The sequence below is a fragment of the Pseudomonas sp. S35 genome (assembly GCF_009866765.1).
GTDB lineage: Bacteria > Pseudomonadota > Gammaproteobacteria > Pseudomonadales > Pseudomonadaceae > Aquipseudomonas.
Map to the genome: position 1 here is coordinate 5,600,001 of NZ_CP019431.1, position 17,720 is coordinate 5,617,720.

The following is a 17,720-nucleotide window of genomic DNA, read 5'->3' on the forward strand; positions in this document are numbered from 1 at the left end:
ATTACGCTTTTGTTGCAGAAGGCGCTTTTTTAGCAATAAGCCGAGGGATTCGACGCATCACAGGCGGTATGCGCAGTACGAGCAGCAGCGCACCTATAGAGGCGTAGATGGCCCACTCCTTCAGATCCGCTCGCACGATCCACAGCATATGCAGCAAACCAAGGCCCAGGATCACGTAAACCAGGCGATGCAACTTCTTCCAACGACTGCCCAGCCGACGCAGGCTATACCGATTCGACGTTACCGCCAACAGCAACAACGATAGGAAACCCAGCGCCCCCACAATAATGTACGGCCGCTTGCGCAGCTCAACGCCCAGTTGCGACCAATCGAGCCCCAAGACAAACACACAATAGGCCGCCAAGTGCAGCACCACATAAGCAAAACACCACAACCCAAGCTGCCGGCGCACTCCGATCCACCCCGCCCAACCGCTGAGCTTCTGCAGGGGCGTCATTCCCAAGGTAACCAGCAACAGAATCAATGTACCCAACCCCAGCCGATCAACCAGCACCTTGCCCGGATCCGGACCCAGAGCAAAACTCCACGCCTCATAGAGCCATAACAACGGCCAAACCGCCGCCGCGATAAAAACGCTGGTGCGCCAGACGGGGTAACGCATCAGTAATTCTTCCGCAAATCGAGCCCTGTATAGAGAGAGGCAACCTCATCCGAGTAGCCATTGAACATCTGCGTCTCACGCACGTTGGGGCTGAACAGCCCACTCGGCAAGCGACGCTCACGCGCCTGGGTCCAGCGAGGATGATCGACGGTAGGGTTCACATTCGCATAGAACCCGTATTCATCCGCCGCGATGCTTTGCCAGGTGGTTTTCGGCTGCTCGCTGACAAGACTGATGCGCACAATAGACTTCACGCTCTTGAAGCCGTATTTCCAAGGCACGACCAGGCGCAAAGGGGCGCCATTCTGATTGGGCAGTTCACGCCCATACATGCCGACGGCAAGAATCGCCAAAGGGTTCATCGCCTCATCCAAACGCACCCCTTCTACATAAGGCCAGTCGATCAAGCCAAAACTCGACCGCTGCCCCGGCATGCTCTTGGGATCTTGAAGAGTTTCAAAGCGGATGTACTTAGCCTTGGACGTTGGCTCAACTTGCTTGAGCAAGGCTGAGATCGGAAAGCCCATCCAGGGAATAACCATCGACCACGCTTCTACGCAACGCAAACGATAGATACGCTCCTCCAATTGATAGGGCTTCATGAAGTCTTCCAGAGCATAACGCCCAGGCTTCGCCACCTCACCGTCAATCACTACGCTCCAGGGCTCGGTCTTGAGTGAGCCTGCATTTTTCGCAGGATCGCCTTTGTCCGTACCGAACTCATAGAAGTTGTTGTAGTGGGTTGCGTCCTTGAACGGGGTGATCGCCTCATCCTTGACCGTCACTGCCTGCCATTGGGTTGTCGGCAATTTCTCGGCAAACCAATTGGGCGCCCTGCCCGGCTCGACATCGGCATAACGCGCAGCCTCCTCGGCACTGGCCCAGCGCGGCAGGCTGCTGGCAGCAATACCGGCAAGCGCACCACCGAGCAGGCAGCGGCGGGAGAGGTAGAACGATTCAGGAGTGACATCCGATTCATGACAATCGGACGCTTTAGGCAATTTGATTAACATGGCAACTCCGCAGCATTGGAGGACTGATGCACCAATAGACTGCGGAGTATGGGGGAAATTACATTAAGACAATGTTTTGTCCCGACGCATATGCAGCAAGTACTGAACCGGCCCCGAAGCAGCGTAGACCAGGAAGGCCAACAGCAGAATCCGAGGCGGATCACTGAAGACAACCGCAAACACCAGCACCACTGCCAGGATCGCCACGAAAGGCACGCGCCCCTTGAGGTCGAGCTCCTTGAAGCTGTTGTACTTGATATTGCTGACCATCAGCATGCCGGCCGCAGCCACCATCAACGCCACCAGGAACGACATTTTCGAACCCTGGATGCCGTAGTCACTGAATGCCCAGACAATACCCGCTACCACACCCGCCGCTGCCGGACTGGCCAGTCCGATGAAGTAGCGCTTGTCAGCAGTGCCCACCTGGGTATTGAAGCGCGCCAGGCGCAACGCGGCGCCTGCTACATAGATGAAGGCAACCATCCAGCCAACCTTGCCCATATCACCCAGCGCCCAGGCAAATGCCAACAGTGCCGGCGCCACACCAAACGCAACCATGTCCGACAGCGAATCGTACTCGGCACCGAAGGCACTTTGGGTATTGGTCATACGCGCCACACGGCCATCCAGGCCATCAAGCACCATGGCCACAAAGATCGCGATGGCCGCAAAACCAAAGTACTTGCTGGCATTCGCAGCATCACCTGCCGCCAGCGCGCTCTGAGCACTCATGGAATTGATGATGGAATAAAACCCGGCAAACAGGTTCGCCGTGGTGAACAGATTGGGCAGCAGATAGATACCACGATGCCGGACCTTGCGGCCTTCCGCGTCATGCCCTTCTTCGACATGCTCATCGATCGGCAGCAGGCTTTCGGCGTCAGGAGCCTGGTTTGGCTCTTCGGGACGTTCGCTCATGGACTTTACCTTGCAACGGTGTGAAAAAAATTCGACAAATACTTGCGGCGAGTGTTCGCCCGCAAACGATGCAGCTTTATACCAGATCAAACCCCTCAAACGAAAAAACGCGGCCTAGGCCGCGTTTTCCCTTGATGCATTCGACTTAGTTTTTGGCTTTGTCGACGATCTTGTTGGCACCGATCCACGGCATCATGGAGCGCAGTTGCTCGCCGATGACTTCGATACCGTGAGCGGCGTTGTTACGACGCTTGGCGGTCATCGAAGGGTAGCCGGTAGCGCCTTCGGTGATGAACATTTTGGCGTATTCGCCGTCCTGAATACGTTTCAGGGCGTTGCGCATAGCCTGACGGGATTCGGCGTTGATGATTTCCGGGCCCGTCACGTACTCGCCGTATTCGGCGTTGTTGGAGATCGAGTAGTTCATGTTGGCGATACCGCCTTCGTACATGAGGTCAACGATCAGCTTCAGTTCGTGCAAGCATTCGAAGTAGGCCATTTCCGGCGCGTAGCCAGCTTCAACCAGGGTTTCGAAACCAGCTTTCACCAGCTCAACGGTACCGCCGCACAGAACGGCTTGCTCGCCGAACAGGTCGGTTTCGGTCTCGTCCTTGAAGGTGGTTTCGATGATGCCGGTACGACCGCCACCCACGCCAGCAGCGTAGGACAGTGCAACGTTCTTGGCGTTGCCGGATGCGTCCTGGTAGATCGCGATCAGGTCAGGGATACCGCCGCCTTTGACGAACTCGGAACGTACGGTGTGACCCGGCGCTTTTGGCGCGATCATGATCACGTCCAGGTCAGCGCGTGGCACAACCTGGTTGTAGTGAATCGCGAAGCCGTGGGAGAAGGCCAGAGTGGCGCCCTTCTTGATGTTCGGCTCGATTTCGTTCTTGTACAGGGCGGACTGGAACTCGTCCGGGGTCAGGATCATGACCAGGTCGGCAGCAGCAACAGCGGAAGCAACGTCAGTCACTTTCAGGCCGTGGGCTTCTGCCTTGGCAACAGTGGCAGAGCCTTTACGCAGGCCAACGGTCACGTCAACGCCGGAGTCTTTCAGGTTGCAAGCTTGCGCGTGACCCTGGGAGCCGTAGCCGATGATGGCGACTTTCTTGCCCTGGATGATCGACAGGTCACAGTCTTTTTCGTAATAAACTTTCATGAGGTTCCTCTATATATCCAGGCCGTGAGGCCATTCACTAATTTGGGTTAGATGCTGAGTACTTTGTCGCCACGGGCAATCCCGGTGACACCACTGCGTACTGTTTCCAGAATCGAGGCCGTCCCGATCGACTGGATGAAGCTGTCCAGCTTGTCGCTTGTACCGGTCAGTTGAACGGTATAAACGCTGGCGCTCACATCGACGATCTGCCCACGATAGATGTCGGTAGTCCGTTTGATCTCGGCACGTTGAGCACCCGTGGCCTTAACCTTAACCAACATCAGCTCGCGCTCGATGTGGGCACTTTCCGACAGGTCGACCAGCTTGACCACTTCGATCAGCTTGTTGAGGTTCTTGGTGATCTGCTCGATCACCTCATCGTGGCCCACGGTGGTCAACGTCAGGCGCGACAGGGTCGGGTCTTCGGTCGGCGCCACGGTCAGGCTTTCGATGTTGTAGTTGCGTTGCGAAAACAGGCCGACAACACGAGACAGAGCGCCGGGTTCGTTCTCCAGAAGCAGGGAGATAATGTGCCGCATGATTAAGTACGCTCCGTCTTGTTCAGCCACATGTCGCGCATAGAGCCGTCTTTGATCTGCATCGGGTAGACGTGCTCGCTGGTATCCACTTGAATATCGAGGAACACCAGGCGGTCCTTCATGGCGAACGCTTCTTCCATCTTCGGCTTCAGATCTTTCAGATCAGTGATGCGAATGCCGACGTGGCCATAGGCTTCAACCAACTTGATGAAATCCGGAAGCGATTCCATGTAGGAATGGGAGTGACGACTACCGTAGCTCATGTCCTGCCACTGACGAACCATACCCAGCACGCCGTTGTTCAAGCACACGATCTTCACCGGAAGGCCGTACTGCAGGCACGTCGACAGTTCCTGGATGTTCATCTGGATACTGCCCTCACCGGTGACGCACGCGACATCGGTGTCCGGGAAGCTCAGTTTCACACCCATGGCCGCAGGGAAACCAAAGCCCATCGTGCCCAGGCCACCGGAGTTGATCCAGCGGTTAGGCTTGTCGAACTTGTAGTACTGCGCGGCGAACATCTGGTGCTGGCCCACGTCGGAGGTCACAAAGGCGTCGCCCTTGGTCACTTCGCACAGGGTCTCGATCACGGTTTGTGGCTTGATGATGCTGCCGTCGCCCTTGTCATAAGGGAACAGGCCGCGGTCACCGCGCCATTCGTCGATCTGCTTCCACCAGCTGGCAACGGACTCTTTGTTCGGGGTTTCGCCGATGTCCTTCAGCGCTGCGACCATTTCGGTCAATACGCTTTCCACAGGCCCTACGATCGGCACGTCGGCCTTGATGGTCTTGGAGATGGACGCCGGGTCGATGTCGATGTGGATGATCTTGGCGTTCGGGCAGAATTTGCTCGCGCCGTTGATCACACGGTCATCGAACCGCGCGCCCACCGCCAGGATCACGTCGGCGTGGTGCATGGTCAGGTTGGCGGTGTAGCTGCCGTGCATGCCGAGCATGCCGACGAACTGACGGTCCGTACCTGGGAACGCGCCGAGGCCCATCAAGGTGTTGGTCACTGGCAGGTTGAGCAGCTTGGCCAATTCAGTCAGCGGTGCGGAACCGCCACCCAGAATGACACCACCACCCGAGTACAGCACTGGGCGCTTGGCTGCCAACAGCATTTCTGCTGCCTTGCGGATTTGCCCCGAATGCCCACGAACCGCCGGGCTGTAGGAGCGCAGCTTGGCTTTCTTCGGGAACACGTATTCGAATTTTTCAGCCGGGTTGGTCATGTCTTTCGGGATATCGACCACCACAGGACCCGGGCGACCGGATTGTGCGAGGTAGAACGCCTTTTTCATGACTTCCGGGATTTCCGAGGCATGCTTGATCATGAAGCTGTGTTTCACGATCGGCCGGGAGATACCGATCATGTCGGTTTCCTGGAATGCATCGGTACCGACCATGGTGCTTGGCACCTGGCCAGAAATGATCACCATCGGGATGGAGTCCATATACGCAGTCGCGATGCCGGTAATGGCATTCGTTGCGCCTGGGCCGGACGTTACCAGTACCACGCCGGCTTTACCGGTGGCACGGGCATAACCGTCAGCCATATGGGTCGCGGCCTGTTCGTGGCGAACCAGGATGTGGGTAACAGCCGGTTCCTTGAACAGTGCGTCGTAAACATGCAGCAGAGCACCACCTGGGTACCCGTAGATATAATCGACGCCTTCGTCACGCAAAAAGCGGACGAGCATCTCACCGCCAGATAAAAGCTCCACGTTGTTCACCTCTAAAACGCCAGAATACCGTCCGTTGAAAACCGACGGGTCTTAATAGGTTTACTTCTCAACAGAGCATGAGCGACGGTGGTCGCCGACTACGTCAGCACTGACTGAGCAAGTATTGGGATCGTCCCAAGTGTTGCGGGCTTTTCCCACCCAGCGCGAGGTAACGCGTTGCGGGTGTAACAGGTCGGCGCGGATGTGCGCCTCATGATCTGCCGAGCGGGCCTGCTTCTGGCAGTCCCGATACAGCGGACTTTGGATTCTTCTGTTTCAGGCCGTTCAAGTCAAGCAATAATTGCGCTTTTTTCCAACTAAGCGCATGAGAACGCAGAAGAAAGGCCTGTGAGGAGGGATAAAACTCGCCTGAATGTCGTCAAGCGGTAGAAATATGCGCAAGACTGCCGGAAAACCCGGCAGTCAGGCAATTAACGAGCGTCGACGATCAATTGATCGAACTTTTTCAGCGCATTACGCAAGCCAAGGCTCTCTCGCGGCCGATCGGCGTAGACCATCTCCGCCATTTCCATGATCCCAGAGGCATTGGGCAGCGGCAGGTCCTGTTCGAGGATGTGTTTCATGCGAGCCAGGAAGATCCATTGCAGCCACTGGTGAAAGTCCAGGGTATCCACCGAAAACGGCTCAACGCTGCTGAGCGCCTCAACGCTGGGAGACACTTCGTCCCACCAGCCCTGAATGCGCAATTCGCGCTCGATCAGCAATAACTGTTCGGCAATCGCCGGAAACCGTGCATCCATCAGAGGCTGACCTTGGCTTTTTGCCGGGCCTGGGCAGCGCCCGCGGCATCACCTTGTGCGGCACGCGCATCACCGATCAAGGCCCACAGGCTGGCTTGCAGATCCGGACGACCGCTGGCCAGCGTGAGACCACGGCGGGCGAACTGCTCGGCTTGCGGCGCATCACCCTGGGCCATGCGTACCTGCGCCAGGCGATACAGCACTTGCGGCTCACGAGGTGCAACACGTTGCGCACGCTCAAGGCTCGATGAGGCGCCGTTCAGGTCGCCACCGGCCTGCTGTTGCTGAGCCGTCGTCAGCAAGGCCAGCACCGGGCCGTCCAGTTGCTCGTCAGCCGACAGGCCACCGGCGCTGGAGGCGGATGGAATGCCGCTCGGCGTCGACGGCATGGTGTAGGTGCCCTGGTTGACCGGCGCGGTCTGAATCGGCGTGGCGTCGATCGGCCCGGAGGTGCTTGGCCCTGGAGTCCAAGGTTCGGCACTGATTGGCGCCGAGGTAGCAGCGCCACCGCCCGGCACCATCACCACCACGCCCGAGTCCTGCGGCACAGCCTGAGGCTTGGCCTGCGCCGGACGGTTGGTCACGGTCTGGCGGAAACCGCCATTGGCCGAGATCCGGTCGCTGTTGGAGACGGCCGTGCTCGAATCCACCACGGGAATGGAGCCGCGCTGCACGCTGGAGCAACCGCTGAGCAAAGCCAGAGCCGTAATCGCTGGAATACACCACTTGTTCACTTGAAACCCTCTTTGCTTAATTCATCCAGCCCTTGACCCAATCCATCACCGATTCCGCGTCCGCAGGGGCACCGCCACCGCACGCAGCACCGGGTGGTGGTTCGCTGCCGCGAATATACGGCATCTGTACCGCGCCCGGACAGTTGGCATCGGAGCCTTGGCCGGTGTGCGGGTCAATCCAGGCCTGCACGATGTTATCCGGCTGCGGCATGCTCAACGGCAGTGGGTCGGCCTTGCGCATGAAACTGGTCCAGACCTGCAACGCACCGGTCGCACCGGTAAACGGCGTCTTGCCGTTGTCGTCACGGCCCAGCCACACCACGGCCAGCACATCCTGGCCGAAACCTGCGAACCAACTGTCGCGCGAATCGTTACTGGTGCCGGTCTTGCCTGCCAGCGTCAGGTTGGACGGCAAGACCTTATAGACCGAGCTACCGGTACCTTCACGCATCACGCGCTGCATGGCGTTCTGGATCAGGTAGATGGAGCCCGCATCGAAACGCTGCTGAATCTGGAACGGGTAGCGCTTGAGTGGCTCACCCTCGGCCGTCAGCACACTGCGAATCCCGCGCATCGGGGTGTTGAAGCCACCGTTGGCGAGGGTCTGGTACATGGTCGCCACTTCCATCGGCGTCATGGCTCCGGCGCCCAACAGGATCGATGGGAACGCCGGGAATTCGCGGGTGATGCCCAGTCGCGCCAGCGTCTTGAGGACATTCGGCACACCCACTTCCAGGCCGAGGCGAGAAGTGGAGATGTTGTAGGAATGCGCCAAGCCCTGATACAGGAACACCGTGCCGTGGGAGCGACGATCGAAGTTCTGCGGCGTCCACACCTGGCCGTCGCCACCTTTGACCGAGAGCGGATCATCCGACAGCCAACTGGTCAGGGTGTACTTGCTCGGTTTTTCCAACGCCGTCAGGTAGACCGCAGGCTTGACCAGCGACCCAATCGGCCGCACCGCATCCAGTGCGCGGTTGAAGCCGGCAAAGCTGGCCTGGCGGCTACCGATCATGGCCTGGACTTCACCGGTTTCCGGGTTGGTCACCACCATCGCAGCCTCTACCTCGTCAGAACCTTTACGGCCCGTCAGACGTTTGAAGGTGTCGCTGACAGACGCTTCGGCCTTCATCTGCAGGATCGGGTCAAAACTGGTGAAGATCCGCAGGCCTTCTTCGGTCAAGTCTTCGTCGCGGTAGTCTTCACGCAGTTGGCGTTTGACCAAGTCGATAAAACCGGGGAACGAGCTGTCTGCCAGCTTGCCGCGAGTGGTCACACCCAGTGGCATTTTCTTCGCTGCGGCCACTTGCTCTGCCGTGGCCACACCCTGCTGCTCCAGCACATCGAGGACGAGGTTGCGGCGCTCCAGTGCACGCTCAGGATTGCGGCGCGGGTTGTAGTAGGACGGCCCCTTGACCATGCCCACCAGCAATGCAACTTGATGCAGCTTCAGCTCGGACAGCGGTTGGCCGAAGAAGAACTGGCTGGCCAGGCCGAAGCCGTGCACCGCACGCTGGCCATCCTGGCCGACGAACACTTCATTTAGGTACGCCTCAAGGATTTCCTGCTTGCTGTAGTGCAGCTCCAGCAGCATCGCCATCATGGCTTCGGTGAGCTTACGGGTCAGGCTGCGTTCGTTGGTGAGGTAGAAGTTTTTCACCAACTGCTGAGTCAGCGTACTGCCGCCTTGGGTCATCTTGCCGCCGGAGGTGTTGACCCAGATCGCACGGGCAATCGACTTTGGCGAGACGCCCCAGTGGCTGTAGAAATCCCGATCTTCTACCGCAACCAGGGTTTCCAGCAGGTACGGCGGCACCTGATCAAGCTTGATCAGGATGCGGTCTTCAAGGTTTTTCGGGTAAATCCCGCCGATCATCAGCGGTTCAAGGCGTACCACCGGCAGCTTCGAACCATTGAGGGACGACAGCTCGGCCACGTAGTCACCGGAGAAGCGCACGCGCACTGGCTGGGCTTTTTCCAGGCCTTCGTAGAACTGGAAGCCGCGGGTGTTCAGGTCGACGGTGTTACCGCTGACAGCCGCAGCACCCGGGCCATTGCTCACCGGTTCGCGGCGGTAGCCCAGGGCGTCGAGTTCGGTGAGGAAGTCATCCTTGCTCAGCTTCTGGCCGCTGAACAGTTCCAGCGGGCGTGCATAGACCTTGGCCGGGATGGTCCAGCGCTTGCCGGAGAATTTCTCCTGGACCACGGCATCAAGGTATACCGCAAAGCCGGCGAGCACTACGAAGCCCACAAGGCCGAGCTTGAGCGCCCAACCCAGCCAAGGACGCAGGCCGCGGGACGGTGGTTTTTTACGGGAACGGGGAGATCGGGTTCGAGTCATGGCGGCGGATTATACGCACTTTATCGATGATCAACATGAGCCGGACAGCGGTTTGCACGACCGTCTGTAACGGCCATAATGCCCGCCATGTTTTTCCCCAGACTCTGAAGGATCGCCCGTGAGCCAGTCACTGATCGCTGCCCTGCAAAACCCGGCCTTGTACCCTCACCCGGTTGAAGCGTTCCAAGTCATCGAAACCCACATTTCGTGGGTCGTATTGACCGGCCCCTACGCTTATAAGCTGAAGAAGCCGATGAACTTCGGCTTCCTGGACTTCACCGCCCTGGATGATCGCGGGCACTTCTGCAATGAAGAATTGCGCCTCAACCAACGCTTGACCGACGATTTGTATCTTGAAGTGTTACCCATTACCGGTACAGCCGAAGCCCCGCAATTAGGCGGCGATGGCCCGGTGATCGAATACGCACTGAAGATGCGTCAGTTCCCGCAAAGCCAGCTGCTCAGCACCCTGCAAGCCAATGGCGAACTGACTGCCGCGCACATCGATGAAATGGCCAAGCAGATCGCACATTTCCACCTTAGCGCGCCAAAGGTCCCGCAAGATCACCCGGCCGGTACGCCGGACGAAGTCATGGCGCCGGTGCGACAGAACTTCGATCAGATCCGCCCATTCCTCAGCGACAAGGCCGACCTGGCCCAACTGGAAGCCCTGCAAGCCTGGGCCGAGAGCAGCTTCGAACGCCTCAAGCCACTGCTGGCACAGCGCAAGGCCGATGGGTTCACCCGCGAGTGCCACGGGGACATCCACCTGGGCAACGCCACGCTGATCGATGGTCAAGTGGTGATTTTCGACTGCATCGAGTTCAACGAACCGTTTCGCTTCACCGACGTCTACGCCGACACCGGCTTCCTGGCCATGGACCTGGAAGACCGCGGCCTCAAGTCCCTGGCCCGCCGCTTCATCAGCCAGTACCTGGAGCTGACGGGCGACTATCAGGGCCTTGAAGTGCTGAACTTCTATAAAGCCTACCGCGCCCTCGTACGCGCCAAGGTGTCGTTGTTCAGCATGCCGAGCGAAGCAAGCCCGGTCCAACGGGCCACCACCCTGCGCCAGTACCGCAACTACGCCAACCTGGCAGAAAGCTACAGCACCATTCCGTCACGCTTCCTGGCGATTACCCACGGCGTCTCGGCTGTAGGCAAAAGCCACGTGTCCATGCGCCTGGTAGAAGCGCTCGGCGCCGTACGCATCCGCTCGGATGTGGAGCGCAAGCGCCTGTTCGGCGAGCAACACGTGGACAACACGCCGCAGGCTGGTATCTATGCCGCCGACGCCAGCACAGCAACCTACGCTCGCTTGAACGACATCGCCGACACCGTGCTGCGCGCCGGTTTCCCGGTCGTACTGGATGCAACGTTCCTCAAACACGAACAGCGCGACGCAGCGGCCAAAGTTGCCGAGGCCACCGGTGCACCCTTCCTGATTCTGGATTGCAACGCACCGCAGGCCGTTATCAACAGTTGGCTGGCGCAACGTCAGGCGGATAAAAACGATCCGTCCGACGCCACCCTGGCCGTTATCGAAGCACAGCAGGCAAACCGTGACCCACTCACAGCGCAAGAACTGTTGCTGAGCAAGCGCGTTGAGACCAATCAAAGCGGGACCCTCGACGCGGTGGTCGCGCAGATTCGCCAGCGCTTGCCAGGCCTGTAAGAAAAATTTCTTGGTCGTGTCGTCTACTTGGGCGCGCGGCCAAGCAATAGTGGCACTATAATGGCGTCATAAATCCAACAGGAGTTCGCCGTCATGAGTCAGCCCAAGCTTCTTGATACCCCGCTCTACGCGCTCCTGCATAAAGACGATGTTCGCGGTTTCAACCAGGAGCGCCCGAAAGACGGCGCTGTCGACATGCGTGCAGGCGACTTCCGTGGGCTGGACTTACGTGAGCTCAACGCTACCGGCGTGGATTTCACCGACGCGTACTTCCGCTCAGCCGACTTGCGCGGCCTGGATTTGCGCGACTGCTCGCTGGAAGGCGCCAGCCTGGCCCATGCGCAGATTTCGGGCACCTACTTCCCACCTGAATTGACCGCCGACGAGATCCTCATGTCAGTCAATTTCGGCACGCGCCTGCGCTATCGCACCAAGTAACACACGACTCAAGCCCGACTACGCGCAACGCGTAGCGGGTGCTTCACGCCTGCTTCCCGTCAAAGTTCTCGCGCCATTCTTATAAGCATTTGGGCCGTTTCGGACCAAAGAACTACGCTTTTCCTACTGAACGCTACACTCCTGTTCAGGCTTGCCTGGTCACGAATACCCACCGCACCATTCGGCCGTCGCAAGGAGGCTTGATGAACGATGAGCTGCAACACCTTAAAAACCTCGGCAAGACCTCAGCACAGTGGCTGCATGCGGTGGGCATCCACAGTGCGTCCGACCTGCGTCGCCTGGGGGCGGTTGATGCATATCGAGCCGTAAGGACTCGCGGGTTCCGGGCATCGAAAGTGCTGCTGTATGCAATCGAAGGGGCATTGATGGATGTGCATTGGAACGACATTCCTGCAGAACGCAAGGAGGCGTTGAACCGGCAACTGGACGCTATTGCGGCGCGCCAGAAGATTTAGCCCCCACTGAAACCCAATGTCTACGGCTGTTTCGAACAAGCGTTTGAGGAAAACGAAGGATCACGCAAAAACAAATGTTGACTCTTAAATGAGAATCGTTATGATTATCACAACTGGTCGCGAGATCAGCCGATAACTGAAAGACCATTGGTTCGGACTCTCAGATTATCTCCTCATCAGGCTAATCACGGTTATTTGACCCGGCTTTTGCCGGGTCTTTTTTTGCCCGCGATAAAGCTCAGCGCGCAATGATCAATGGATGCCCGCGCTCGGGATGCGGCTGAACCAATACGTCCAGGCCAAATACGGCCTTGAGCGGTTCAGGCCGCAGCACCTGAGCCGGCGCGCCCAAGGCATGAGGGCGCCCCTGCTCGAGCAGCAGAATACGATCACAGTAACGTGCCGCCAGATTCAGGTCATGGAGGATCACCAGCACGGCCGCGCCCCGATCGGCAAAGGTACGTATGGCCTGCAACGTCGTGTGCTGATGCAACGGATCAAGCATGGACGTCGGCTCATCGAGCAGCAACGTCTGCCCCGCCTCTCCTGGCCATAGCTGCGCCAGCACTCGCGCCAAGTGCACGCGCTGACGCTCGCCACCGGACAATGCCAGGTAACTACGACCACTCAAGTGTGCGACATCCGCTGCTTGCAAGGCTGCGCCAATGATTTCGTCATCCCGCACGCGCCCGGTCTGATGAGGCAGGCGCCCCATGCCAACGACTTCTTCGACACGGAACGCGAAGTCCAGGGTCGAGGTTTGTGGCAACACCGCCAGTCGTTGCGCCCGCTGCGTTGCGCTCCAGTCTTTCAGCGCCTGCTGGCCCAGGCATACCTTGCCGTGATCAGGATTCAACTCACCGCATAACGCCCCCAGCAACGTACTCTTGCCGGCACCATTGGGGCCCAGCACACCGAGCACTTCGCCCGGCAGCAGATCAAGCGTGACATCCGCCAGCACGGTTTTGCGACCGCGACAGACTTGCAGGTCTTCAACACGCAGCATCAGGCACGCCCCCGCAACAACAGGTACAGAAAAAACGGCGCACCAATAAATGCCGTCACGATACCAATCGGCAATTCCGCTGGCGCCAAGGCCAACCGTGCGACCAAGTCTGCGAACAACAGCAAACTTGCACCGGCCAATATTGAAGCAGGCAGCAACACGCGGTGATCGGGCCCCGCCAGCAATCTGACCAGATGCGGCACCACCAACCCGACAAAACCAATCATGCCTGCTGCAGCCACCGCTGCGCCCACACCCAATGCCGTGCAGAACACCAACTCGCGCTTGAGCCCCTCAACATCAATACCCAGGTGGCTGGCCTCGGACTCACCGAGCAGCAGCGCATTAAGGGCCTTGGCCCGACGCGGCAACCACAGCGCCACGCCTGCACTCACCATCAATAATGGCCACAGCCGCGAATAGCTCGCGCCGTTGAGGCTGCCTAGGTTCCAGAACGCCAGCGTGCGCAACGTTGCGTCGTCCGCCAAATACGTGAACAGGCCCACCGCCGAGCCAGCCAGCGCAGTGAGGGCAATGCCGGCGAGCAGCATCGTCGCCACATTGGTCTGGCCATTGCGCCGCCCCAGTCGATAGACCAGCGCAGTCACGCCCAACCCGCCAAGGAATGCGCACAGTGACAGGAGGTACGGCCCAAACGCATCCGGCAGCCCGCCAAAAAACGAACCACCGACAATCGCGATAGCCGCCCCCAACGCGGCGCCACTGGAAACGCCTACCAAGCCCGGATCAGCCAATGGGTTGCGAAACAACCCTTGCATGGCCACGCCCGACAATGCCAATACACCGCCCACCGCCAGACCCAGCAAGGTACGCGGCAACCGAATCTGCCCCAGGATCAGCTCCGCCTGCTCCAGCCCCTGAGCCTCGATCGGCACGCCCATCAAGCGCAAGGCTGCCTTGAGCGTATCCATTAACGGCAAGCTTACGGGCCCCAGGGCCAACGAGAGCCAGATAGCCAGTACGCACAACAGTGCCAGCCCCACAAACAACGCTTTTGGTTTAACCAGAGAGGTCATGGGGCAGCTTTAGCCTGGGTTGGATAAAAACCGGCGGACAGCTTCACCAGGCTTTGCGGCAGACGCGGCCCAAGCCCGCCAACCAGCAGCGTCGGGTCCAGCTCAAAGACCTGCCCGCTCTTCGCGGCCGGCGTCGAAGCCAGGATAGGGTTCTCTTTGAACAATGCCGCGCGGGCAGCATCACCGGTCAGGGCGCGGTCAGCGAACACCAGCACCTGCGGGCTCAACCCCGCCAGCGACTCCACCGAAAACGGCTTATAACCGGTGTGCGTGGCCAGGTTATGCCCACCCGCCCGCTGCACCATCCAATCGCCGGCCGTGTCCTTGCCGGCAATCAGCGGTTTTCCACCGGCATGACCGATCAACAGCAACACGCCAGGAGCCTTTTGCGAGGCCTGGGCCTTATCGACCCAGCTCTTCTGCTGACCCAACGCCTGCTCATATCCGGTAAACAATTCGTTGGCCTTGGCCTCATCGCCAAGCAACTTGCCCAGGTGCTGGAGATTGCCTTTCAAGCTCGGTAAATCCGGCTGCGCCGAGAACATTTCAACCTGGACACCCGCACTGCGAATCTGTGCCAGCACCGGTGGTGGGCCCATCTCGTCCGTGCCCACCAATATCTGCGGACGCAGGCTGAGAATACCTTCGGCCGACAATTGCCGCTGATAGCCAACACTTGGCAAAGCTTTAAGTGATTCAGGATGCTGGCTGGTGGTATCCACGCCGACCAGCTTCGGCTCCCCGCCCAGCGCCGTCACCCACTCCGACAGCGCCCCACCGGCACTTACCCAGCGTTGTGGCAGTTCAGAGGCGTGCGCCCCAGGGTTGACCAGCAGTCCGACAACAAGCGCAATAGCGCTGGCACTCAGGCGCATAACAGGGTTTCCTTCCTAGGGCGGGGCCTTTCAAGCACTCATTGATGTGACAGGTAAGCCCTGCATGGCATCGAACTGAGCACCCGGTCAGCTAACGGGCGAAGCCGGCATTTGATAATTGTTTGCATTTGAACGTCAAGGCACTTAAGGATTGAAATGAAGTTTCTCTGCCCCTCCGAGACCCTTGCGCCAGACAGCAGCCGCGGTTTTGAAGTCGATGGCTGCAAATTGCTCGCGGTACGCAGGGACGGCATTGCCTACTTCTATATCAACCGTTGCCCGCATCGGGGCATCCCGCTGGAATGGCAACCCGACCAGTTCCTCGACGACAGCGCCAGCCTGATCCAATGCGCCACCCACGGCGCGCTGTTCCTGATCGAAAGCGGCGAGTGCATTGCCGGGCCTTGCTCCGGCAAAAGCCTCAAGGCCCTGCGTGGCCGCGAAGACGAACAAGGCCTGTGGGTGGATCTCTAGTCGAGCAGTACGTCCAGGCGGCGGTCCACACACACTTGCTCGGATGTAACACGTACGCCATACGCCAACACCTCTACGCCAGCGGCCTTGGCTTCGCGCAGGGCTGCAGCGTAGGCGGCGTCGATCTCCACCGCCGGGCGTACCGCATCAATATCCGACAGGTTGACGCAATACAACTGCACCGCCCGCACACCTTCACGCGCCAGGTGTGCGAGCTCCCGCAGGTGCTTGGCACCGCGCTGGGTCACCGCATCGGGGAACGCCGCAATCCGGGTGTCGTCAAAGCCCAGGGTGACACTTTTGACCTCCACATAAGCCGCGCCCTCGGGGTATTCCAGGCGAAAGTCGATACGGCTTTTCTCCTGACCGTAAGGCACTTCGCGCTTCAACGCGGTGAAACCGTTCAGCTCAGTGATCACGCCCGCACGCAATGCCTCTTCGACCAGTTGATTGGCGCGTGCCGTGTTCACGCACGCCAAGCGACCTTGGGGCGTTTCGGCAATTTCCCACGTGCCGGGCAACTTGCGCTTGGGGTCGTTGGAGCGGCTGAACCAGACTTGCCCGCCTTCGACCATGCAATTGAGCATTGAGCCGGTGTTGGGGCAGTGAATGGTCAGCAACTCGCCGGTGACCGTCTCGATATCGGTGAGAAAACGCTTATAGCGGCGAATCAGCCGGCCTTCCTCAAGGGGTGGATGAAAACGCATCAGCCTTGCCAGCTCCTTAAGCCACGGGCGATTCGTTCGACCGCCTCCTGTAACCGATCGATATTTTGCGTGTAGGCAAAACGCACATGGTGCCCCGCTTGGTAGCGACCAAAATCCAATCCAGGCGTGAAAGCAACGTGCTCGGTCTCGAGAAAATGGCGGCAGAACGCGAAGGCATCTCCACCGAACGCGCTGATATCGGCATATAAATAGAACGCCCCTTCCGGTTCTACGGCGATGCCAAAACCCAGTTCGCGCAAGGCCGGCAGCAGGAAGTCGCGACGGCGGCCAAACTCGGCGCGGCGCTCTTCCAGAATGCTCAGGGTTTGCGGGGTAAAACAGGCCAGCGCCGCATACTGGGCCATGCTGGGCGCGCTGATGTAAAGGTTCTGCGCCAGCTTCTCCAACTCGCCCACCGCAGCCGGCGGCGCTACCAGCCAGCCCAGGCGCCAGCCGGTCATGCCGAAATACTTCGAAAAACTATTTAGAACGAACGCGTCATCGTCGACTTCCAGCACGCTGGCGGCCTCGGTGCCGTAGGTCAGGCCGTGGTAGATCTCGTCCACCACCAGATGGCCGTTCCGCGCCTTGATGGCGCTGGAAAGCCCAGCCAACTCCTCGCGACTGAGGATCGTACCGGTGGGATTCGCCGGGGAGGCAACCAGCGCGCCCACGCTGTCCTGGTCCCAATGCTTGGCCACAAGATCAGCGGTCAGTTGATAACGCACGTCCGGGCCCACCGGCACCAGTTGAGCAGCGCCTTCCACCAGTCGCAGAAAATGCCGGTTGCACGGGTAACCCGGATCGGCCAACAGCCAGTGTTTGCCGGGGTCCACCAGCAGACTGCTGGCCAACAACAATGCGCCGGAACCGCCGGGGGTGATGAGAATACGCTCGGGATCCACGCTCAAGCCGTAGCGCTGCTGGTAGAACCCGCTGATAGCTTCACGCAACTGCGGCAGGCCGCGCGCCGCGGTGTATCGGGTTTTGCCATTGGCCAGCGCTGCCTGGCCGGCCTGGATGATCGGTTCTGCCGTGGTGAAATCCGGCTCGCCGATTTCCAGGTGGATTACATCATGGCCGGCGGCCTGCAGCTCATTAGCGCGCGCCAGCAACGCCATGACATGAAAAGGTTCGATGGCGCGACTGCGCGCACTGTAGGGCTGAGCCATTAGCCTTCCTTTAACGGTGAGGACAAAATCAGGATTCTAC

The 17,720-nt window shown here is 59.3% G+C and carries 18 protein-coding genes; 4 read left to right on the forward strand and 14 right to left on the reverse strand.

The features are described from left to right. Nucleotide 1: 1 nt before the first annotated feature. From msrQ to mrcB, 9 genes are all read right to left on the reverse strand, one after another. The gene (msrQ, locus tag PspS35_RS25230) at nt 2-622 is read right to left on the reverse strand and encodes a protein-methionine-sulfoxide reductase heme-binding subunit MsrQ (RefSeq protein WP_159937244.1); all 621 of its coding nucleotides are present in this window, start codon (nt 620-622) and stop codon (nt 2-4) included. After that, complete coding sequence (msrP, locus tag PspS35_RS25235; RefSeq protein ID WP_159937245.1) at nt 622-1,635, reverse strand: protein-methionine-sulfoxide reductase catalytic subunit MsrP; 1,014 nt, start codon at nt 1,633-1,635, stop codon at nt 622-624. Before msrP ends, msrQ begins: the two co-directional genes overlap by 1 nt. A 63-nt stretch (nt 1,636-1,698) precedes the next feature. Then, the gene (gene pssA / locus PspS35_RS25240; protein ID WP_159937246.1) at nt 1,699-2,556 is read right to left on the reverse strand and encodes a CDP-diacylglycerol--serine O-phosphatidyltransferase; all 858 of its coding nucleotides are present in this window, start codon (nt 2,554-2,556) and stop codon (nt 1,699-1,701) included. 145 nt (nt 2,557-2,701) lie between these two features. Continuing rightward, the gene (gene ilvC, locus PspS35_RS25245) at nt 2,702-3,718 is read right to left on the reverse strand and encodes a ketol-acid reductoisomerase (protein ID WP_159937247.1); all 1,017 of its coding nucleotides are present in this window, start codon (nt 3,716-3,718) and stop codon (nt 2,702-2,704) included. A gap of 47 nt (nt 3,719-3,765) precedes the next feature. After that, on the reverse strand, nt 3,766-4,257 hold the full coding sequence (gene ilvN, locus PspS35_RS25250) for an acetolactate synthase small subunit (protein WP_003176102.1): 492 nt from the start codon (nt 4,255-4,257) through the stop codon (nt 3,766-3,768). A gap of 2 nt (nt 4,258-4,259) precedes the next feature. Next, a complete protein-coding gene (locus PspS35_RS25255; protein ID WP_159937248.1) occupies nt 4,260-5,984 on the reverse strand; it encodes an acetolactate synthase 3 large subunit in 1,725 nt (574 codons plus the stop codon). Between the two features lie 431 nt (nt 5,985-6,415). Further along, nucleotides 6,416-6,745 carry a YqcC family protein gene (locus PspS35_RS25260; protein ID WP_159937249.1) on the reverse strand — a complete coding sequence of 110 codons (330 nt, stop codon included), beginning with the start codon at nt 6,743-6,745 and terminating at the stop codon, nt 6,416-6,418. Further along, nucleotides 6,745-7,479, reverse strand: coding sequence for a hypothetical protein (locus PspS35_RS25265; RefSeq protein ID WP_159937250.1), 735 nt, complete (start codon nt 7,477-7,479; stop codon nt 6,745-6,747). Before PspS35_RS25265 ends, PspS35_RS25260 begins: the two co-directional genes overlap by 1 nt. Before the next feature lie 16 nt (nt 7,480-7,495). Continuing rightward, nucleotides 7,496-9,820 (reverse strand): penicillin-binding protein 1B, encoded by a 2,325-nt coding sequence (mrcB, locus tag PspS35_RS25270; protein ID WP_159937251.1) that lies wholly within the window; start codon nt 9,818-9,820, stop codon nt 7,496-7,498. 118 nt (nt 9,821-9,938) lie between these two features. On the opposite strand from mrcB, the gene PspS35_RS25275 reads away from it, so the two are divergent. From PspS35_RS25275 to PspS35_RS25285, 3 genes are all read left to right on the forward strand, one after another. Beyond that, nucleotides 9,939-11,495, forward strand: a complete 1,557-nt coding sequence (locus tag PspS35_RS25275) for a bifunctional aminoglycoside phosphotransferase/ATP-binding protein (protein ID WP_159937252.1) — start codon at nt 9,939-9,941, stop codon at nt 11,493-11,495. A 93-nt stretch (nt 11,496-11,588) separates the two neighbouring features. Further along, nucleotides 11,589-11,933, forward strand: coding sequence for a pentapeptide repeat-containing protein (locus PspS35_RS25280; RefSeq protein WP_159937253.1), 345 nt, complete (start codon nt 11,589-11,591; stop codon nt 11,931-11,933). A 203-nt stretch (nt 11,934-12,136) separates the two neighbouring features. After that, nucleotides 12,137-12,409 carry a TfoX/Sxy family protein gene (locus PspS35_RS25285; protein ID WP_159937254.1) on the forward strand — a complete coding sequence of 91 codons (273 nt, stop codon included), beginning with the start codon at nt 12,137-12,139 and terminating at the stop codon, nt 12,407-12,409. A 238-nt stretch (nt 12,410-12,647) separates the two neighbouring features. Here PspS35_RS25285 and PspS35_RS25290 read toward each other — a convergent pair whose 3' ends face one another. Genes PspS35_RS25290 through PspS35_RS25300 form a run of 3 tightly spaced genes read right to left on the reverse strand, consistent with a single transcriptional unit; the run spans nt 12,648 to nt 15,327 of the window. After that, complete coding sequence (locus PspS35_RS25290) at nt 12,648-13,415, reverse strand: heme ABC transporter ATP-binding protein (protein ID WP_159937255.1); 768 nt, start codon at nt 13,413-13,415, stop codon at nt 12,648-12,650. Beyond that, the gene (locus PspS35_RS25295) at nt 13,415-14,452 is read right to left on the reverse strand and encodes an iron ABC transporter permease (RefSeq protein ID WP_159937256.1); all 1,038 of its coding nucleotides are present in this window, start codon (nt 14,450-14,452) and stop codon (nt 13,415-13,417) included. The genes PspS35_RS25290 and PspS35_RS25295 overlap by 1 nt, the downstream gene beginning before the upstream one ends. Continuing rightward, nucleotides 14,449-15,327 (reverse strand): ABC transporter substrate-binding protein, encoded by an 879-nt coding sequence (locus PspS35_RS25300; RefSeq protein ID WP_159937257.1) that lies wholly within the window; start codon nt 15,325-15,327, stop codon nt 14,449-14,451. Before PspS35_RS25300 ends, PspS35_RS25295 begins: the two co-directional genes overlap by 4 nt. A 156-nt stretch (nt 15,328-15,483) precedes the next feature. On the opposite strand from PspS35_RS25300, the gene PspS35_RS25305 reads away from it, so the two are divergent. Next, the gene (locus PspS35_RS25305; protein ID WP_159937258.1) at nt 15,484-15,801 is read left to right on the forward strand and encodes a Rieske (2Fe-2S) protein; all 318 of its coding nucleotides are present in this window, start codon (nt 15,484-15,486) and stop codon (nt 15,799-15,801) included. On the opposite strand, the gene sfsA is transcribed toward PspS35_RS25305, so the two are convergent. Further along, nucleotides 15,798-16,508 (reverse strand): DNA/RNA nuclease SfsA, encoded by a 711-nt coding sequence (gene sfsA, locus PspS35_RS25310; protein WP_159937259.1) that lies wholly within the window; start codon nt 16,506-16,508, stop codon nt 15,798-15,800. The two genes, PspS35_RS25305 and sfsA, sit on opposite strands and share 4 nt — an antisense overlap. Further along, nucleotides 16,508-17,680 (reverse strand): pyridoxal phosphate-dependent aminotransferase, encoded by a 1,173-nt coding sequence (locus PspS35_RS25315; protein WP_159937260.1) that lies wholly within the window; start codon nt 17,678-17,680, stop codon nt 16,508-16,510. The genes sfsA and PspS35_RS25315 overlap by 1 nt, the downstream gene beginning before the upstream one ends. Between the last annotated feature and the right edge of the window lie 40 nt (nt 17,681-17,720).